The sequence below is a fragment of the Paenibacillus sp. NPDC057886 genome (assembly GCF_042796655.1).
GTDB lineage: Bacteria > Bacillota > Bacilli > Paenibacillales > Paenibacillaceae > Paenibacillus.
On record NZ_JBHVMZ010000001.1, the window covers coordinates 1,102,449 to 1,118,160 of the forward strand.

General features: G+C 44.2%; 16 protein-coding genes, 1 pseudogene and 1 riboswitch. Of the genes and pseudogenes, 14 read left to right on the top strand and 3 right to left on the bottom strand.

The window, feature by feature from the left end; genetic code table 11:
• Window positions 1–180 precede the first annotated feature (180 nt).
• The 7 genes from ACFVQB_RS04910 to ACFVQB_RS04940 all read left to right on the top strand — a co-directional run bounded on the left by ACFVQB_RS04910 (window position 181) and on the right by ACFVQB_RS04940 (window position 7,344).
• Window positions 181–750 (top strand): TetR/AcrR family transcriptional regulator, encoded by a 570-nt coding sequence (locus ACFVQB_RS04910; RefSeq protein WP_379435263.1) that lies wholly within the window; start codon window positions 181–183, stop codon window positions 748–750.
• 354 nt (window positions 751–1,104) lie between these two features.
• On the top strand, window positions 1,105–2,259 hold the full coding sequence (locus tag ACFVQB_RS04915) for a glycosyltransferase family 2 protein (RefSeq protein WP_379435264.1): 1,155 nt from the start codon (window positions 1,105–1,107) through the stop codon (window positions 2,257–2,259).
• A 33-nt stretch (window positions 2,260–2,292) separates the two neighbouring features.
• The gene (locus ACFVQB_RS04920; protein WP_379435265.1) at window positions 2,293–3,573 is read left to right on the top strand and encodes an aminotransferase class III-fold pyridoxal phosphate-dependent enzyme; all 1,281 of its coding nucleotides are present in this window, start codon (window positions 2,293–2,295) and stop codon (window positions 3,571–3,573) included.
• A gap of 60 nt (window positions 3,574–3,633) precedes the next feature.
• Window positions 3,634–4,665, top strand: coding sequence for a zinc-dependent alcohol dehydrogenase (locus ACFVQB_RS04925; RefSeq protein ID WP_379435266.1), 1,032 nt, complete (start codon window positions 3,634–3,636; stop codon window positions 4,663–4,665).
• An 86-nt stretch (window positions 4,666–4,751) separates the two neighbouring features.
• Complete coding sequence (locus tag ACFVQB_RS04930) at window positions 4,752–5,996, top strand: MFS transporter (protein ID WP_379435267.1); 1,245 nt, start codon at window positions 4,752–4,754, stop codon at window positions 5,994–5,996.
• A 65-nt stretch (window positions 5,997–6,061) separates the two neighbouring features.
• Window positions 6,062–6,655: a DUF1349 domain-containing protein gene (locus tag ACFVQB_RS04935; RefSeq protein ID WP_379435268.1), complete on the top strand. Its 594-nt coding sequence runs from the start codon at window positions 6,062–6,064 to the stop codon at window positions 6,653–6,655.
• Window positions 6,656–6,702: 47 nt separating this feature from the next.
• Window positions 6,703–7,344: an HAD family hydrolase gene (locus ACFVQB_RS04940; RefSeq protein WP_167434879.1), complete on the top strand. Its 642-nt coding sequence runs from the start codon at window positions 6,703–6,705 to the stop codon at window positions 7,342–7,344.
• Here ACFVQB_RS04940 and ACFVQB_RS04945 read toward each other — a convergent pair.
• On the bottom strand, window positions 7,341–8,156 hold the full coding sequence (locus tag ACFVQB_RS04945; protein WP_379435269.1) for an AraC family transcriptional regulator: 816 nt from the start codon (window positions 8,154–8,156) through the stop codon (window positions 7,341–7,343). The two genes, ACFVQB_RS04940 and ACFVQB_RS04945, sit on opposite strands and share 4 nt — an antisense overlap.
• Before the next feature lie 241 nt (window positions 8,157–8,397).
• Here ACFVQB_RS04945 and ACFVQB_RS04950 point away from each other — a divergent pair, with 241 nt between their 5' ends.
• From ACFVQB_RS04950 to ACFVQB_RS04975, 6 genes and pseudogenes are all read left to right on the top strand, one after another.
• Window positions 8,398–9,528: an NAD(P)/FAD-dependent oxidoreductase gene (locus ACFVQB_RS04950; RefSeq protein WP_379435270.1), complete on the top strand. Its 1,131-nt coding sequence runs from the start codon at window positions 8,398–8,400 to the stop codon at window positions 9,526–9,528.
• An 8-nt stretch (window positions 9,529–9,536) separates the two neighbouring features.
• Window positions 9,537–9,827, top strand: a complete 291-nt coding sequence (locus ACFVQB_RS04955; protein WP_379435271.1) for a hypothetical protein — start codon at window positions 9,537–9,539, stop codon at window positions 9,825–9,827.
• A 46-nt stretch (window positions 9,828–9,873) separates the two neighbouring features.
• Window positions 9,874–9,972: riboswitch (TPP riboswitch) on the top strand.
• A gap of 186 nt (window positions 9,973–10,158) precedes the next feature.
• Window positions 10,159–10,374 (top strand): annotated as a pseudogene (locus ACFVQB_RS04960) (thiaminase II/PqqC family protein); the annotation flags it as partial.
• On the top strand, window positions 10,360–10,569 hold the full coding sequence (locus tag ACFVQB_RS04965) for a thiaminase II/PqqC family protein (RefSeq protein ID WP_379436330.1): 210 nt from the start codon (window positions 10,360–10,362) through the stop codon (window positions 10,567–10,569). The pseudogene ACFVQB_RS04960 and the gene ACFVQB_RS04965, both read left to right, overlap by 15 nt.
• Before the next feature lie 43 nt (window positions 10,570–10,612).
• Window positions 10,613–11,146 carry a GNAT family N-acetyltransferase gene (locus ACFVQB_RS04970; RefSeq protein WP_379435272.1) on the top strand — a complete coding sequence of 178 codons (534 nt, stop codon included), beginning with the start codon at window positions 10,613–10,615 and terminating at the stop codon, window positions 11,144–11,146.
• 49 nt (window positions 11,147–11,195) lie between these two features.
• On the top strand, window positions 11,196–12,095 hold the full coding sequence (locus tag ACFVQB_RS04975; protein WP_379435273.1) for a TetR/AcrR family transcriptional regulator: 900 nt from the start codon (window positions 11,196–11,198) through the stop codon (window positions 12,093–12,095).
• A 170-nt stretch (window positions 12,096–12,265) separates the two neighbouring features.
• Here the strand turns inward: ACFVQB_RS04975 and ACFVQB_RS04980 are convergent, their stop codons facing one another.
• Window positions 12,266–13,705, bottom strand: coding sequence for a DHA2 family efflux MFS transporter permease subunit (locus tag ACFVQB_RS04980; protein ID WP_379436333.1), 1,440 nt, complete (start codon window positions 13,703–13,705; stop codon window positions 12,266–12,268).
• 281 nt (window positions 13,706–13,986) lie between these two features.
• Between ACFVQB_RS04980 and ACFVQB_RS04985 the strand changes: the two genes are divergently transcribed.
• Entirely contained in the window at window positions 13,987–14,592 is a 606-nt protein-coding gene (locus ACFVQB_RS04985; protein WP_379435274.1) for a TetR/AcrR family transcriptional regulator, read from the top strand.
• A gap of 68 nt (window positions 14,593–14,660) precedes the next feature.
• On the opposite strand, the gene ACFVQB_RS04990 is transcribed toward ACFVQB_RS04985, so the two are convergent.
• On the bottom strand, window positions 14,661–15,320 hold the full coding sequence (locus tag ACFVQB_RS04990; protein WP_379435275.1) for a hypothetical protein: 660 nt from the start codon (window positions 15,318–15,320) through the stop codon (window positions 14,661–14,663).
• Window positions 15,321–15,712: the final 392 nt, after the last annotated feature.

Consider the following 15,712-nt stretch of genomic DNA (forward strand, 5'->3'; position numbering starts at 1 on the left):
GGCGGCTTTTAAGCTTTACACTATTTTTACACTACATAACGAATAGTAAACGAATGCTTATTGCGTGTGCAGACATCGAAATTGTGAGGAACTATGCTATAATTTTAAAGTCACATTCCAATCAAATGATGGATCATTAAATCAATTTATAGAATAAACTGCCCAAGAGGTGTAAACCCGTTGAAAAAAGAAATGACATCGATGAAGCAAACGAGACTTCACTCCATTCTGGACGAAGCAACCAAACTGCTGATTGAAAAGCCTAATGCATCCATGAATGATATCGCAGAATCTGCAAAAATCGGCATTGCGACCCTGCATCGTTACGTGGAAAGCCGCGAACAATTAATGGTTTATCTGGGCTTGCGTGCGATTGAGGTGGTAAGTGAGGCCATGCAAAAGATTCATCTGGATGAGGAAAACTGTGAAACGTATATTCCCGAACTGATTGAAGTGCTTATTCCATTAGGAGATAAAATATTTTTCCTTACGCATGATGCAGCTATACACTATAATCCTGAGATTGAGGGAGCGGATTTAAAGCTGAGAGAGCCTATATTGCATGCGGTCAGCTTGTTGCAGCAAAAGAATTATTTTCGTCAGGATGTCAATAAAAACTGGATTGTAGATGTGCTGTATTCTATCCTGTTTCTGACGTGGCAGCAGGTAGTAAGTGGTGATATTGCTCGTAAATCGGCAGCTTCTCTGGTTGTGGATACGTTCTATCATGGCTTCAGAGCCAGATCGTAGTCGCTACCTTGTAGCAACTTGCAACTTACAATAAAGCAATAAAAACACCCCAATGTGGAGTCAGTCGTGTCAGTTGATACGAGACTCACTTTGGAGGTGTTTTTTTTGCGTGGAGAGCGATCTGCGATACTTGAAGGGCACATGTTTTCTTTTGAGTACATATTCAAATTTTAACAGAGTTCAGAATTTAAGATTTAAAACTTACAAAAAATGATATAAATTTCTAGTAGATTCAAATCATTACCAAATTAAGACAGTGAATTTGCGACAAGGAGGTCGATAATCTGCGCTGAACTGATTACCGTTTTAACTCGCTTTTGCACTCATTTCATCATATCCAACAGGAGGGATTCCATGCTTTACACCATTATTGTGCCAGTCAACCAGGACTATAACATTCTGAACCTGTTCACCGATTCACTGCTTCGGACCGTAAGCCCGTCAAGTCAAATCATTTTTATCAACGATGGTTCCGGTTCTGCGGTCTTACAGCATCTGGAGAAACTGAAGCAAGAGGTAAGAGAAGGTGTAACCATAGAGATTCTCCAGCATGATTTTCCACTCGGTTGTGCCGTATCGATCAATAGCGCACTACGGCGGGCAGAGGGGGAGTATATTTTCTTCCTGGATTCCGACACGATTCTTCAACCGAACTGGCAACCGATGATGAAAGAGACACTGGATACTGACATTACAATCGGCATGATTGGCGGGGTTCTGCTCTATCCGCAAACGGGAGGCGTGCAGCATTGTGGGATTGCATTTGCCGACACCATCGGCCGGCACTTATTCCTGAACGCATCGCCTGAAGACATTCCTAAGGAAACATTTTCAGTTCAGCTTGTCGTATTCGCCATGTTCGGCATGAAGAGGGAAGTATATGAAACGGTAGGTGAGCTGGATGAGAAGTTCTTTAACGGATATGAGGATTTTGATTATCAGATGCGAGCACGAGCAGCCGGATATGATACGGTCATTAATCCAAATATTCTCGCCTATCACTGGGAACGAAGCAGTGGCATTCATCGCAACTTCAACCGGAAAAACAATCTGGCACGTTTCTGGAAAAAGTGGGGCGGGGAAATTGAGGCCGATGTGTGGCCATTCGTATTCAGTCATCTGAAAGAACAGCTGGATAGCCAGAGTGAATATCAGCATCTGCCGATCGTTGGTATTGATCTTGCAGAAGTACGCAGTGACGCGGATACATTCTGGACCAAGCTGGAGGAAGCTGACATTGCACCTGTTGCTGAGGTACGTGACTATTCCAACCGTTTTAACTCGAATGGAGCTATCTGGCTGCCGCAGGTACTGGGCAAGGAGCTGATTCACAGCGAGAACCGATTGTTGTTTCTGGTGGATAATTTCGCGCGTTTGCTGGAAAACCGTTACTGGATCGAGATGAGACATGCTCATCGGGCTAAAGATTTGATTATTGATCTGTATGGCAATGTCATTACCATGGATCGCATATATGATGGCTGCTGGCCTGGCTCCAAAGTTCGCTAACTCACAAACCAAGTAAACAGGGAGGAACCAAAGGTGAAATCAAAAGAGAGCACGCTGGATCGTGCCGTAAGGTTTACACGGAATCTGGAGTGGTTGGAACATGTCGAGAAGGTCATTCCGAGCGGATGCAGTACGTTAGCCAAAGCACCAGAACGATTATTTCCGGGGTATACGCCCGTATGCTGCGCAGAAGCACGCAATTCCCGTTTTATAGATATCGATGGAAATGAATGGCTGGATTGTGAGATGGCCATGGGTACGGCACCATGGGGACATGCAAGGCACGAAGTTCAACTGACCGTCATCCATCAGCTGAAAAAAGGGACAAGTTATTCTATTCCTGCTGACATTGAACTTGAATGCGCTGAACTGATTTTGGAGCGGTTTGAAGGCCGCTACCCCTCATTACGTTTCACCAAAAGCGGCGCCGATGCAGTCAGTGGAGCCGTACGTCTGGCTCGTGCGGGAAGTGGCAAAAGCAGGGTCATCGCGACGGCCTATCATGGGTGGCATGACTGGTCTGCCTATGGGTACTATGGCCGCGAAACGAAAGAGCGAGGCATCCCCGTGGATATCGAGCGCACAACAATCTGGATAGACAAGCCCTCGCCAGAGCGTATCGAAGCACAAATCCAATCCTCTCCCGAGGATATCGCCTGCATTGTCCTATGTCCGAATGAATGGAAACGTGAGTCGTTGGAGCAAGTGGTATCCCTATGTCGGTCATTGGATATCATTGTCATATTTGATGAAGTCACCTCCGGCATTCGAATGGGCAAGCAAGCTACAGCTGGGGAGTATGACATCTGGCCGGATCTGCTTTGTATTTCCAAAGGCATGGCAAATGGACTGCCACTCGCAGCCGTAATGGGACCGGAACATCTGATGTCATTATCAGGACAGGTCAGATTCAGCAACGCGCATTCCAGTGAGACCACTGCGCTCGCGGCAGCGATTGCATGTGAGCGATTGATGAAAAGCGCTAAAGTATGGCCTAGCTGGCGCGAGGCCACCATTCGGATTATGGACCTGATTGAAGCTGAACTCGTACTTCTTGGATTAACCGATCAATTGGTGTTGAAGGGTACCTATGCGAGTTTCTCCATTAGCTCTATTTCGGAAGAAAACTTTCATACCGATCCTTTCCGTGAGTTTATGGTCAAAAGAATGGCCCACTTCGGAATTTTTACCAAAGGGTACTTTATTTTCTCAGATGCTCATACCTGGGAAGAATTGTTGTGGGTGGAGGAAGCGCTCTTGCAGACACTATCCGACTGGAAAGAAGTTCTGAAACAGGAACACTTTTCGAATTGAAATTTACGAAAACGTTTAAAATTTTATCCAAATAAGAACATCGACTAGGAGGAATATTCAATGAAAGCACTCGTATATCAGGATCTTAAACAGGTGACTTACCAGGATATTGAGGAGCCAACCATACAAAAGCCAAACCAGGTAAAAATTAAAATCTATGGTTCAGGCATCTGCGGTACAGACCTGAATATTGTCAAAGGCAAAGTGCCAGCGAATAAAGGAACAATTATTGGTCATGAAGGTGTAGGTACAGTGATTGAGGTGGGCGACGAAGTTCGTGGTTTCAAGATAGGTGATCGGGTATTGGTTGATCCCACGCAATCTTGCGGTACCTGCTCCTATTGCCGTGAAGGTCTTTTCATCTATTGCGAGAATTTTGATGACTATCAAGTAGGCATGACCACTCACGGAACCTTTGCCGAATACTTTGTTGGGGACGAGAAGTATATCTATGCCATCCCGGACTCCATGAGCTGGGAAACGGCCATGATGATCGAACCACTGGGATGTGTTCTGCAGACATTCATGAAAGCAGGAGTCAAGCCGAGTGACTCGGTACTCGTCCTTGGTTCCGGTGCAATCGGTTCCCTGTGTCAACTTGTGAGCAAACGATTGGCAAGACTTACAGTAGGTACGGAAGTCGATCCATTCCGCAAAGAGTTCGCTTCAGAGATTGCGAATCATGTGTTCTTTCCTCAGGAACTGACGCTCGATAAAGTATACGAGATTAATAATAAGAAGAAGTTCGATATTGTGGTGGACGCGGTTGGTAACCAGCTTCATGTGGGATTTGAGATGATTGCCAAAGGCGGCAAGATCATTCCTATGGGTTATGACGACAGCTACGAGGTGACGTTCAAATCAACTGCCGTGATTAATGATGGCATTAGTATCATTGGTGCGGTAGCTAATCACTCGATGATCAGTACAGCATTGAAATTTGCACAGAGTATTCCGGAACTGGAGCAGATGGTGACAGCCAAGGAACTGCTGAGTGATTATGAACAGGCCTTCAATGGAACGATTGGTTATGACCTGCGCACTGGAGAGGCCCTACCCATGAATTCGGTCAAAACAGCTCTTATCCTATAAGCATGTAGTCATTAGCGGGTTCGCCGCTGCGAAAAGCAGGAATTCGCAGCGGTGAAAACCACCGCAGAAAAAGGGGGAGATATCGATTGAAGCTGCTACAGGATTTGCCGAGAAATCCGCGGTATTCCATCTTACTTGAACCGGTATGGGCCATTCCGGGCACGATTGTTCTTTTTTATGCTCCCTTATATATGAAGGAAGCCGGACTTTCGGATATTGAAATCGGTTTGATCAATTCGGTGAATCTTTATTTTGCCTTTATATTTCAGTTGTTTGCAGGTTCAATCACGAATAAGCTCGGTCGCAAGCGAACAACGCTGATTTTTGATCTGATTGCCTGGAGTGTTCCCATGTTCATCTGGGCTTTCTCCCAAAATTTTTGGTTGTTTCTGATCGCTTACCTGCTGAATGCAACCTCCAAATTTGTGACGGTTTCCTTCAACTGTCTAATTATCGAAGATGTTGAGGAACACAAGCGATCCAAGGTATTCGCCATTCTCAACATGATCATTACAGGTGCTGGAGTACTGACACCAATCGCCGGAGTAGTGATTGCTGATTTTGGCATTGTGCCAACACTAGCCAGTATTTATTTTGTCGGTGGCATCCTCATGACCGTAATGTTTTTCATTCGCAACCGATATACGGATGAGACCGCTGTAGGGAAGGAGCTTATGGGAATGCACAGCCAGACCCGGGTGATCCAGAGTTTGGCTTCCAGTATGCGACTATTCGGCAAATCGTTCTACAAACGGAGGCTTTTACCGATTATTCTGATTACGGTGCTTTCCAATCTGATCCTGCAGTTGAACTTCTTTCAGGTGATTTTTTTCAAGGAACAGTTAAAATTCAATGATCAGATTATTTCATTTATCCCGGTCGTCACCGCCATAACCGTCATGCTCTTGTATTTGGTCATCATCCCGCGTCTGAAACGGCGTTCGGAAGAGAAGTATGTCGGTTTCTCCATCATTCTGAGTACAGGGGGTGCAATACTTTTTCTGTTGATACCTGTAGGGAATATCGCCATGTTATTTCTGACTCTGATCGTACTGGCGGCAGGCAATTTCATCTTGCAAACGTACCGTGACTCACTGCTCATGAACCGATTAGGTACACATGAAAAAGCGGATATGTTTTCGGCAGTGCAGACAGTCATGACGTTAATAGCGATTCCATCAGGTTACCTGACAGGTCTGTTGTATCACTATAATCCCGTGTTGTTGTTTAGTGTCATTCTTGCACTTTATATCGTACTCATGGTCATTATGTTATTCCTTCCTGATCCCCAGAAACACTCCCAAGTGATCAGCACTTACGAAAATATGTAGGAGAAGGGGTTTTCTGTATATGAAACGAATATATAATACAGAAAATGAATCTGGGAGGCAAAGAGATGACAAACGTATTTGCAACAGAAACAAGAAACCAAATGAACTGGATCAATGAGCCGGAGAGCTGGTCTTATACCGATCAAGGAGTTCTTATTGTAGAAGCCCAGGCCGATACGGACTTTTTCCAGGACCCCGCGGGTAAACACATCCGTGCAACTGCACCATTTCTGTCGATGCCCGTACCTAACGATTTTGAAATGACGACCCAGCTAACTGTGGACATGAAAAAACAGTATGATTCCGGATGTTTGATGGTTATGGCGGATGAACGAAACTGGTGCAAGCTTTGTTTTGAGTATGATGGAAAAGCAGCTACCATTGTGTCAGTGGTGACGAAGGAAGGTTCATCCGACGATTGCAATTCGGTTGAAGTTCCCGTAACGAATCCCTATCTGCGCATACGCAAAGTGGAGGACTGCTTTTCATTTTTCTATTCACCCGATGGGGTGGAGTGGAAGTTAATCCGATATTTCGGCATGCCGATGGAGGGGGAGATCCGGGCAGGTGTTGTTGGACAGTCACCAGCCGGAGCGGGATGCACCTGTCACTTTTTATCCATGAATGTTACCCATCCGGACGTGACTGCACGCTTCTAAGCCCATCTCCCAGCCAGTCGGCTGATCATTGGAGGGAGAAAAGCGGAATGGTAAAAGCTTTTATTTTGGATTTTGATGGACTGATTGTGGACACGGAGACTCCTTGGTTCTATGCTTTTCGCGATATTTATAAAGAGCATGGACTTGAACTGGGCCTGGAGCTTTGGTCAAAAAATGTAGGGACATCGTTTGAAGAATTTCATCCTTTTCTATACCTGGAGCAAGCGCTGCAAAAACCGATCGATCACGATCATATCAAGCTGCTCTCTGAACAGAAATACGAAGCATACCTGGGACAAGCAGCCATTCTTCCAGGCGTGCATGAGCTGCTGCAGTCAGCCCGTAAAAAAGGGATTGGGCTTGCCGTTGCTTCCAGCTCTACCCGGGATTGGGTTCATGGTTATTTGCGTACACTCGGCATTTTCGAACTATTCGATGTCATTCATACGGCCGAGGACGTCAAGCGGGTTAAACCGGACCCGGAATTGTACCTGCTTGCCCTGGAGAGTCTCGGGATCGGGGCATCCGAAGCGGTTGTGTTTGAAGACTCGCCGAATGGACTGAAGGCAGCCAAAGCCGCAGGGATTCGCTGTGTCATTGTGCCTAACGAGGTAACGCGTAATTTGGAATTTTCGAAGTATGATCTGCGGTTAACCTCGCTGGCAGAGATCACGATGGAGATTCTTTAACCCTTGTATTGCTTGCGTAACTCAATAGGGGAGATTCCTTCATATTTTTTGAATACGGATCCAAAATAACTGGCGCTGTTGAAACCGACAGCCCGGGCAATCTCGTGGGCCGTTATTCCAGCGTCGTGGACGAGCATTTCCTTGGCTTTCAACAACCGATATCGTGTCAGATAATCAAGCGGAGTCATTTGGAATTCCTTTTTGAATATCCGATTTAAATGTTGTTCGGTGACGTCCATTTGCTGAGCCAGCATGGAGAGCGAGATATCCTGATGATAATTTTGCTTGATAAAAGTAACAAGTCCGGCCAGCTTTAATCGTGCATCCGAGCGTTCATAAGCACCATAACGATCTCCATCAATCGTTAATCTGACCAGAAGCATGTATAGCAATGCCGATACGTGCCAGATCTGATCCTTGTGCCGGGACTGCAGCGCCAACGTTATTTCATGCAACAGGATATGAAGCATTCCATCCGGCTTGAAGGCGCGCAGCTCCCCGATCTGCAAGGTATGCAGAAACCGGGGCAATAAATAGCCATTAAAGGACAGACAATCGAACAACAATGAATCACTCAGATTGTCGTAACGGTATGTCACCTCCGGGAACATAATAAGAGTGGTTCCTTCCCGGATCGAAAACTCATGATTTTGGGCTGCGATTTTCCCTGTTCCTCCGATACACTGCACAATACTGTAATCCCGTGAATGGCCGTTCCAATTCATTAATTCATCTACGGTCAGCTGGTTTTGACCTGTAATCATAAGCGGCATATCGGTATCCAGCGAATTCCCCATACTAGGTTTCGGCATCGTTGTGTTATTCCTCATTTCGTGAAAGATCGTGGCGTAAATGGCGTGTATACAGCGTTAAAAGAAAATTGATTTGAATTATATTACATAAATAACATTAATTTATACGGTCTATTTAATTCGACAACCCTCTTATCGAAAACCTTTTAGGAATATGTTTTGCGATGTCGATGCCTTGCCATTATCAGACCAAACAGTATACGCTATAATGGATACAGTGATTTAGGAAAGGGATGCAGTCATGAAGAAAGTCATCGTCGTAGGATCAGGAATTCTTGGGGCTTCCACAGCGTATCAATTGGCAAAGCGGTGTGCGGAAGTTCTTATTATAGACCGGAAAGATTGGGGACAGGCTACGGATGCTGCTGCCGGGATCATCTGTCCCTGGTTATCTCAGCGCCGCAACCAGGATTGGTATCAGCTTGCCAAGGCAGGTGCACGTTTTTATCCCGGATTAATTGAAGAACTCAAAAGTGAAGGGGAAACGGAAACAGGATATGCTCAAGTGGGTGCGCTTAGTATTCATACGGATGTGGAGAAAATCAACAAGATGCAGGAGCGGGCACACCTTCGTAAAGAAGATGCACCGGAGATTGCGGATATTACCCGTCTGGATGCAAAAGAAACCCATGAGCGTTTTCCTCTTCTGGAGGAAAACGTTCAGTCAGTCTACATCAGCGGTGCTGCGCGTATCGATGGACGTGCACTGCGTGATGCCTTAATCCGATCGGCACAGCGAAATGGAGCGGTCCTGATGAATGGGGACGCGGCACTTCAATTTGAATCGGACCGGGTGACCGGAGTCGTTGTTGACGGTAAAATCATATCGGCTGACGAGGTTATTGTGTGTGCCGGCGCTTGGGCGAGTGAACTGTTCAAGCCTTTGGGCATTGATTTCAAGGTTCATTATCAGAAGGCGCAAATTATGCATTTGCAGGTTCACAATCGAGAAGACACTGGAAACTGGCCTGTAGTCATGCCTCCTTCGGATCAATATCTGTTAGCCTTTGATCAACAGAAGATTGTGATCGGGGCGACTCACGAAAATGATATTGAAGGCTATGATACAAGAGTAACCGCAGGAGGAATGCAGGAAATTTTGAATAAAGGGTTGGAACTGGCTCCCGGTTTAGCTGATAGCACGTTTGAGGAAGTAAGAGTAGGATTCCGTCCGTTTACACCGGGTTTTCTTCCGGTAATGGGTGCTGTTCCTGGTTGGGATGGTTTGATCACAGCTAACGGGCTTGGAGCGTCCGGATTAACGATGGGGCCTTTTATTGGAAGTCAACTGGCCAAGCTGGCTTTGGGTATGGATTTGGATATCGATATTCAGCCATATGACCTTGGAAAAGCAATGGATGATCAGAAATGAGGTGAACTATGACATATTCACAGCGCTTAACTCACGGCAACTCCTCAGACATCATCTATCTGGAGCACCAGATTGGCATCGCCGAGGAGGAATTGGCAAAAGCCGAGGAAGAGCGGAGGGTATATGAATCGGACTTAAATCAGTTAAGGATGTCTCCAGCGTATCATTCAACTTCAGCGACAAACGTCTCTAATGAGCAACAATTGGTGGATGAGTTAAACAAATTGCAAAGTATGATTAAGGATATCCGCATTCGACTTAAGAACTTGCAAGAAGATTTAGGGGAACTTGAAGATTAATAGGAATGGTTTGACATTTGGAAAAACACATGTTGTAATAAGCCTGAGCTATTTGCAGGGGGACTGTTCGCAGTTGAGAAGGTTAAAACCTGACCCTTTGAACCTGTTAGTTAATACTGACGTAGGGAGCAAATGACATGTACTCATGTTATTTTGCCCTTGCCGAAAATAGGACAAGGGCTTTTTGGTTTGCATTTTGGATGAGAGAACGCGATAGCTGGATTGAAGATGGGACATTATCATTTTAATAAAAGGAGACATGATCATGTCATTTTCAAGAACGTTAAAAGATAAGTCCAGAACCGTATGAGAAGATGGATACAACCATCCTTTTTTGCACGAAATGGGGAAAGGTACACTGGATCAGGAAGCGTTTAAGTTTTATCTTCTTCAGGACTATACATATCTGATTGAATATGCGAAGATTTTTGCCATGGGTGCGGTGAAGGCGATAGATGAAAAACTGATGACAAACTTTACGGTGATTCAACACGCTATTCTGTACGAAGAAATGGATTTGCATCGAAATTACATGAATGGATTTGGGATTACGCTGGATGAAAATTATGCAAGTGATGAATTCCGCGACTCATTCGAATGGTTCTATGATACACTGGATGCATTATGTGAACATAAAACCGAGCAGGAACTGGAAGCCGTTGAAGACATATTCAGAAGAAGTGTTGAATTTGAATATCTGTTCTGGGATATGGCTTATAAACGGCAACTCTCGTACTTCTGATGAATGCAATCTACTACAACCAGAGATAAGGATGAACATACAGATGGACAATCGTGGAGAACGTATCTATTTACGATTTTTGAACGTGGAGGACGCGCCGTCACTGCTGGATTTGCAGTTCCGTAACCGGGCTGTTTTCGAAGAAATATCGGCAAGTGAACGATCGGATACATTCTATACACTGGAGGGCCAGATCTCTCTTCTTGAAGGTTGGAACAAGGCCAGGGAAGAAGGGAAACGTTACTCTTTCGGGATCTTCATGAACAATACACATGAGCTCATTGGAGAGATTTCTCTATTTGAACTTGAACTGGATTCCACCACCAAATGGATTGTTGGTTATGTGCTCGATCAGGTGCAGAATGGCAAGGGATACATGAGCGAAGCCCTTCGGCTAGCACTGGATTTTGCCATGAATGAAGCGGGAATAAAACGAGTGGAGGCAGGTGCGCTGCCCGACAATGCCGGATCGATTCAAGTGCTTCGCAAGGCGGGTTTCCAGGAGACGGACCGCCAGAATATTAAAATCAAGGGAATTTGGAAGGAACATGTGATGTTTGCAGTCGATTTGCAGTAGATTATTAGATGTCTTGACGTGAACCACCCAAATCATCCAGGGGGAGCTTATGAATAAACGGAAACAAATGTTATTGGACTCAGCGCTTGTACTCTTTGAAAAATATGGGGTGACCAACACCTCCATTCAAATGATTCTAGACGAGTCAGGTGTGTCCAAAGGGACATTTTATAAATTCTTTGGTTCAAAGGATGATTGTATTCTAGCCATTCTGGAGCAGCGTGTACAGGAGGACATGAAGATTCGCAAAGATTTGGAGAGCCAAAGCTACGCTTCCGATTTTGACTTGCTGGTGGATCAGATTATGGTGCCGATGATTTTGCCGGAAAAAAAGCTGGTTGTGGAGTTATTCTGGACAGGCTTCTACTCTGGAGAATGCGATCTGAAAAATTTGACCCGCATGCAATTAAATTGGTTATCTGAACGGCTGGTCCAGGTATTTGGTGAAGAATTGAAACCCTTTTCTTATGAAGGTGCTATTTTTGGCTTTGGCATGATCCATCAAATCTCGAACATGTGGAGAAACTTCCATCTTGACCAACCGGATTGGAACCATCTTGTGCCCAAAATCCTGAACTACATTGAAATTTTGCTTCGTTCCATGCTGGAAAGACAAGAACATATTATTGATTTTCCAAGTCTTTCGATAATCGCTCCTGATTCCAAAGAAATTGTTCTGGATAAAAACAACCTGATTGTGGGTCTTCAGAAATTCAGTCATTCCATTCTCCACTCAGAAGTGTCTATTAAAGCGAAAGAACTGACCAAAGGGCTGCTTGCTTTAGTTGAGCAGAAAGAAATCAATATTTCCATGTTGGAAGTAACGCTGCAGGCGTATCAAACGGAATTTGAATTGTCTTCTCTGCATTCTGAGGCTAGCAGGATTGTCAAAGTTTGCAGGTCGTATCTCGAACAAATCAGACAGCTCCCGATGGAGAGCACCAAATAAAATGTTAGCGCAGAAGTTCTCACTAAAGTGGAGAAGCTATTGCTTATTTTTTATTATGTAATACAAAAAAAGCGGCAGATTGGACGTGAAGCTTAAGGTCCTGATCTGCCGCTTTTTGTATTACATGCAATAGACGTCTCTACATGATGTAATTCATGTAAATGTTATGCTTAATTTGTATTCATCGAGACTTTTTGTCTGACAGGTTGCTTAGCGTCTTCCTCCGTTGCTTGTTTGGTACGTTTAATGAAGAAGGAGAGTAGTAATCCGAGAACGGCAATGCCGATAATGACAACATAAGCATCATTAATTCCCTGGATCATGGATTCCATTCCCAACTGCTGCTGGGTTAAGCCTTTGGCTGCACCCGTTGCAACCATATCCTGTACATGTGCTGTTGTGCGACTGGTCATTACACTTACGAGCAATGAAGTACCCACAGCGCCAGCTACTTGTCTGACGGTGTTGGATATCGCTGTACCGTGTGGTCCTAGTCTTGGTGGCAGTTGATTCAAACCTGCCGTTTGGATTGGCATCATGAGCAAGGCCATACCAATTCGGCGACCTGTTGACATTAATACCAAGTAGGTATAGCTGGTAGAATCCGTTAGATCGATGAAACCAATGGTGGTTACGATCGTGATAACCATCCCGATAATCGCCAGCCATTTTGCGCCAAACCGGTCAAACAATCTACCCGTTATTGGCATCAGGAAACCCATGACAAGCGCTCCAGGAAGCAATAATAATCCGGACTCCAATGCAGTGTAACCCCGTGCATTTTGAAGGTATAAAGGCAGCAACATCATATCAGCATACATGATCATCGTGATCGCGATATTAATGATCGTGGTCAGTGAGAACATATTATACTTGAAAGCACGCAGATCGAGCAGTGGATTAGCAGATGCGAGCTGTCTCCATGTGAACAGTCCAAGAGAAACAACTCCTGCTGCAAGGCATATGATTACTTCTGCGCTTGACCATCCTAGACTTCCCGCCCGGCTGAAGCCATACAGCAATGCGCCGAATCCAATCGTGGATAGCAACACGCTGAGCGTGTCGAACTTGAGATTGACTCGTTCCGATACATTTTTGAGATATACAAACGCAAAACCAATAACAATAACGGTTAGTGGGATCATCCCGTAAAACATCGTTTGCCATGTGTAGTTCTCAAGAATATATCCAGCAAGCGTTGGCCCAATCGCTGGAGCGAAAATGATGGCAAAACCGACCATACCCATCGCGGCTCCCCTTTTCTCAGGAGAGAACAGGGTTAGAATGACATGCATCAACAATGGCATGATAATACCAGCACCAGCTGCTTGAACCATACGTCCTGTCAACAATGTACCGAAATTACTCGCAAGGGCAGATATAATTGTACCGATGAGGAAAATAAACATCGAAGCTTGAAATAATTGCCGTGTCGAAAAGCGTTGCATGAAATAGGCCGTGATAGGAATGAGTACACCATTCACCAGCATGTAGCCTGTCGTAAACCATTGGGCTGTTGCTGCTGAGATATTAAAATCACCCATCAGCTCCGGAGTTGCCACGCTCATAACGGTTTGGTTCAATGTGGCAAGAAATGCACCCAAAATCATAACAAACAGTATGGGCCCCTTTTTTACGTCATCTCTTTCTTTTAATCTAGCCTGACTCAATCCATTCCATCCTTTCAATCCACACGTGACTAAATTTACAACGTGTTGTATAGTTTACATTGTATTTATTGAATTATATACATATTCCCGCAGATTACAATTTACGATTTTGGGTATTTTCGTTGCTTATTTTACGAAAAGATAAAATATGTCGTCTAATTCGGAAATAAACGACTGATCATTTAAAATTGTAATTTTTAAAATTTGAGGAGTGATTTTGCATGAAGAACGAAAAGAAGTCTGCTACAGATCCTCGTATACTTCGTACAAGACAGTTGATTCGTGATGCTTTTGTAGATCTTTTGCAGGAAATGGACATCGAGAAATTATCCGTCAATCGGATTGCAGAACGCGCGACGATCAACCGGGTGACCTTCTATCTGCATTATCGGGATATCACAGACATGATGGAGAAAATGGCGGATGAGATGATTGAGCACATTGAACGGATTGTGGACGAACATGCTCCTCAATTTGAAGATGCTGCTATAGACGATGGTTGGCCAGTACTAGTGAAATTGCTTGAACACTTTGCTGAGCATTCCAAATTCTATCGCGTCGTTCTCGCTTCAAGACGAACCCCCATTTTTACGGAAAGGCTCTTGAAATTGCTAACGAAACTCGTTTCAGCCAAGATTGAAAGTTTGGAGCTGGGAAGCACGCTTGAACAAGCGGGTATTCATAAGGAGATCGCCATCTGGTACAGTTCCTCAGCCTTGATTGGTACCATTGTATCCTGGCTTCGTAATGACATGCCTTATGCACCGCATTTTCTAGCCAAACAGTTCTCTTTAATTCGTGCTTATTCTTACAATGAATTAATATAACCAAAAAACATCTATCTATAGTCAGGCTCAACTATACACAGATGTCTTTTCAACAGATTATAAATGGGCTACTCTCCTGTCGGAGTTCGTAATATCATATACAGCCCGATGAGTGCTGCCAGAGCACCAAAAATGATGCCTGACAGTCCATTGTAAAAGGTAGGATCTCCTTTGTATGAAAATGACATGATCGCAGTTTGTGTTAATGAAAGTGAGATCAATGATGAAGAGAAGTTCGTCAGTTTGATGGCTTCAATGACCGGTTCATTATTCCGTCTCGCCATAATGGCGCCCCCTAGAGAAACCGCGATTTCGGTAAAAGTAACGGCAGCTATGATGAAGGCGACATAATGAGGATAATGTGTTCTGCTGCCTGTAACAAATAATAGCTTACTGCAATAAATGATGTACACCACACTTGAAGCGAGTACAATATTGCCTATAAATCGGTATGCAGCGTATTGTTTTTTTAGGATTTCCTCCGGGCTGGAATCATCAAGATTCGAGTCCTCATGTGCTTTTGCAGCGTAATACTTGGCTACAGCGATACCGATATTATAAAAGGCGTTAATACATAAAAAGAAGGAGAGCGAGAAGATCCCCAAAAGTATTTTTCCAACTGCGATAAGGGCATTTAGTGGAATAGATAATTTTGCAAAGTAGATAATGCGATTATTTTTAACTTTAAAGACAGATTCTCCTCTATTCACTGGACGTATCCAATTCACTGTATCCCTCCCGAACGAAACCCCGATGTGCAAAGAATGAGTCTAGTGTTCAAGCATACCATAGTAAACCATATGGTCCACGTATTAGGTTTAGACATGATCATGCCTGCCTATTTGTAATCCTGTATTATAACCCTTAAGAACTTAATTTTCGCCATAAATGTACTAATAGTATAAAAATAAACCTTAAAATATCCATATTATGAATATAGTTCAAAAGTTTTATATCAAATAATATACGATTAGTATAAAATTGGTTGTGCGCTGAACTGTCAATTCATGTGCCAACCAAAGGAGGAATGAAAGGGAACCGAAGAACTGGAGTGACGCCGGGGCATGATTATCAGAGGCACGGAAGAAATCCCTCTTTGCATTGGATAAAAATAGTTCGA

What these genes read in the sequence shown, in the direction of transcription:
- ACFVQB_RS04915 (WP_379435264.1), top strand. Translation starts at nt 1,105, where the DNA reads ATGCTTTACACCATTATTGTGCCAGTCAACCAGGACTATAACATTCTG.
- ACFVQB_RS04925 (WP_379435266.1), top strand. Translation starts at nt 3,634, where the DNA reads ATGAAAGCACTCGTATATCAGGATCTTAAACAGGTGACTTACCAGGAT.
- ACFVQB_RS04935 (WP_379435268.1), top strand. Translation starts at nt 6,062, where the DNA reads ATGACAAACGTATTTGCAACAGAAACAAGAAACCAAATGAACTGGATC.
- ACFVQB_RS04940 (WP_167434879.1), top strand. Translation starts at nt 6,703, where the DNA reads ATGGTAAAAGCTTTTATTTTGGATTTTGATGGACTGATTGTGGACACG.
- ACFVQB_RS04945 (WP_379435269.1), bottom strand. Translation starts at nt 8,156, where the DNA reads ATGCCGAAACCTAGTATGGGGAATTCGCTGGATACCGATATGCCGCTT.
- ACFVQB_RS04950 (WP_379435270.1), top strand. Translation starts at nt 8,398, where the DNA reads ATGAAGAAAGTCATCGTCGTAGGATCAGGAATTCTTGGGGCTTCCACA.
- ACFVQB_RS04955 (WP_379435271.1), top strand. Translation starts at nt 9,537, where the DNA reads ATGACATATTCACAGCGCTTAACTCACGGCAACTCCTCAGACATCATC.
- ACFVQB_RS04965 (WP_379436330.1), top strand. Translation starts at nt 10,360, where the DNA reads ATGAATGGATTTGGGATTACGCTGGATGAAAATTATGCAAGTGATGAA.
- ACFVQB_RS04970 (WP_379435272.1), top strand. Translation starts at nt 10,613, where the DNA reads ATGGACAATCGTGGAGAACGTATCTATTTACGATTTTTGAACGTGGAG.
- ACFVQB_RS04975 (WP_379435273.1), top strand. Translation starts at nt 11,196, where the DNA reads ATGAATAAACGGAAACAAATGTTATTGGACTCAGCGCTTGTACTCTTT.
- ACFVQB_RS04980 (WP_379436333.1), bottom strand. Translation starts at nt 13,705, where the DNA reads ATGATTTTGGGTGCATTTCTTGCCACATTGAACCAAACCGTTATGAGC.
- ACFVQB_RS04985 (WP_379435274.1), top strand. Translation starts at nt 13,987, where the DNA reads ATGAAGAACGAAAAGAAGTCTGCTACAGATCCTCGTATACTTCGTACA.